At 72.6% G+C, this 2,269-nt stretch carries 3 protein-coding genes; 1 reads left to right on the forward strand and 2 read right to left on the reverse strand.

The annotated features are described in order from the left end of the window. Nucleotides 1-130 precede the first annotated feature (130 nt). Nucleotides 131-739 carry an alpha/beta hydrolase gene (locus tag KY462_16900; protein ID MBW3579377.1) on the reverse strand — a complete coding sequence of 203 codons (609 nt, stop codon included), beginning with the start codon at nt 737-739 and terminating at the stop codon, nt 131-133. Nucleotides 740-803: 64 nt separating this feature from the next. Next, nucleotides 804-1,904 carry an AAA family ATPase gene (locus KY462_16905; protein MBW3579378.1) on the reverse strand — a complete coding sequence of 367 codons (1,101 nt, stop codon included), beginning with the start codon at nt 1,902-1,904 and terminating at the stop codon, nt 804-806. A 158-nt stretch (nt 1,905-2,062) separates the two neighbouring features. Here KY462_16905 and KY462_16910 point away from each other — a divergent pair. Beyond that, nucleotides 2,063-2,269, forward strand: a 207-nt coding sequence (locus tag KY462_16910; protein MBW3579379.1) for a serine acetyltransferase, incomplete at its 3' end; no start/stop codon positions are given.

The raw sequence follows: 2,269 nt of genomic DNA on the forward strand, positions 1-2,269 counted from the left end.
GGGTGCACGCAGCCGTGTCGGCGCTGGCGCAGCTCGACCCGGTCCGGCGGGCGGACGTTTACTGGGCCGGGCGGCTGACCCTGTGCGGCACGCCGGACGACCAGGCCCGCTACGACAGCGCCTTCGCCGCCTACTTCGGCGACCGGCCGGGCGCCGTCGTCCGGCGGCAGCGGCTCACCCGGCGGCAGCTGCAGCTGGTCGCCGAGCCCGGGCAGGGCGGGCAGGAGGGAGGCGACCTGCCGCAGGAGTCCATGGCGGCCGCGGCCAGCACGGTCGCCGCCTCGGCGGGATCGTCGGGCGCGAGGTCGTGCGACAGGAAGCCTGCGGAACCAGCCTCGCAGGTCACCGGGCGACTCGCGCCGACTCCTCGCGGATCGAAGCCGACCACGTCGAAGCGGGCGCGTAGCTCGGCGGGGATCGTCTCGATGGCGGCGTGGCGGACGAAGTCCACCCCGGACGCGCCGGGGCCGCCGGGGTTGACGAGCAGCGATCCGATGCGCCGCGCGGCGGCGGGTGCCGGCAGGCGGATCAGCGCGACATCGAGCGTCTCCCCCTCTGGCACCTCGTGGTCCACCGGGACGGGCACGGTGGCGCATTCGAACGGCTCCTCGCACGGCTCCCAGACGACCGTCGGTGTGAGCCTCGGATCCGGAGAGGACACCGCCTCCGACGAACCGGACGTGGGTGCTTCCGCGTCGGATGCTCGCTCCACGGCGGCGTCGCTCCCACAGGCGACCAGGAGGAGCGTCGCTGAGACCAGGAGGGCCGCGAGCCGCGGCGCCGTACGGTCGAGGCTCACCTGGCTACTCGACGTTGAGACGCTCGTCCACCAGCCGTTCACGCACGTAGGCGCCCTGGGAACCGAACCGGTAGTGGGTGAAGGTCTTGCGGAACTCGAGATCGACCAGCGCCGGTCCGCCGCGGTTCTTCTCGACGCTGAACACCACGAAGTTGCGGGCGCCCTCCGCCTGGGCGGTGTCGTAGGCGAGGTGGACCTTGGAGAGGATCTGGAACTTGTCGTTGAGGATGATCGCGACATCCGCCTCGTAGGCGAGCGCGGAGGATCCGCGCAGGTGGTGGAGCCGGAGCCTGGGTGCGTCCAACGCTCTGCGGTCCGCCGCAGCGATCGCGATGACGGCGATCCGGCTGCTGAGCGCCAGTTCCTTCAGGCCCTCGGCGATGCGGGTCACCTTCTCGGTCTCGTCGGAGGGTTCGGGGCGCACCGAGACCTTCTGCAGGTAGTCCACGACCAGTAGCCCGCCCTGCGGGAGGTGCTCGTCGACGAGGGCGGCCAGTTCCTCGACACCCGTGTGCGCACCGGAGGCGGCCACCAGCCACAGTCGGTCGGTGTAGTCGCGCATGCGCTCGATGGCCGCCTGCAGGAGCGGCTCGCGGTCGACCAGCTCTCGGAGCGCGTCCGGCTCGACCATGCTGGTCCTGACGACGTCCCGGAGCAGCTCCAGGTGGGGGTCCAGCGCATCGGCCTCCTCGCCCAGCTCCAACAGGAGGAGACGGGCGAGGAGGTCACCCGTGGTGTGCTCGTAGCAGGCGTACACGACGTCCCGACCGTCACGCGCGAGGTTGCGGGCGATCTGGATCGCGGCGATGGTCTTGCCGACGCCGGGCAACCCACCTAGGAGCAGCAGTTCGGTGGCGTTGATGCCCCCGCCGAGGGCCGTGTCGAGGACGTCGAACCCGGTCGGGACCGGAGCGGAACGGACGAGGGCCTCGTCGTCCTGGCCGGTCAGCAGCGCTGACAGGACGGCCGTGGCCGTCGTCGGGGCGAGCCTGGACGAGCTGGCGCGGGAAGGGGCGCGGCGGATGCTGGTGGCGGCGCTCGAGGCCGAGGTGGCCGAGAACCTGGCGCGGCACGGCGCGGCGCGCGATGCGCGCGGGCACGGCACCCGCGACCGGCGCTGCCCCGACCCTGAGCGCCCCCCCGGCCCAGGCGACCACGCCCGGGGTGCGGGTGTCGGTGCCGAAGGCGCAGACGCGTAGAGGTGTCCTCGGCACGACGTTCAAGCGCGTCTCGCGGTCGTCCACGGCCCGCTAGCCTGGCCGCGTGCCCACCGCCGCAAGCCTGCGTGAGCAGCTGCACGAGGACTGGATCACCCACAACAGGCGCACGCTGCTGCCCGGCCTGCACGCGCTCGTCGTCCACCGCGTCGCGGTCTGGTGCCGGAGCCAGCCGGCACCCGTACGGGTCCCCCTGGCGATCGTCTGCCGGCTGCTGAACAACCTGCTGATCCGCAACGTGTACGGGGTGGAG

This window comes from Actinomycetota bacterium, from assembly GCA_019347675.1.
GTDB lineage: Bacteria > Actinomycetota > Nitriliruptoria > Nitriliruptorales > JAHWKO01 > JAHWKW01.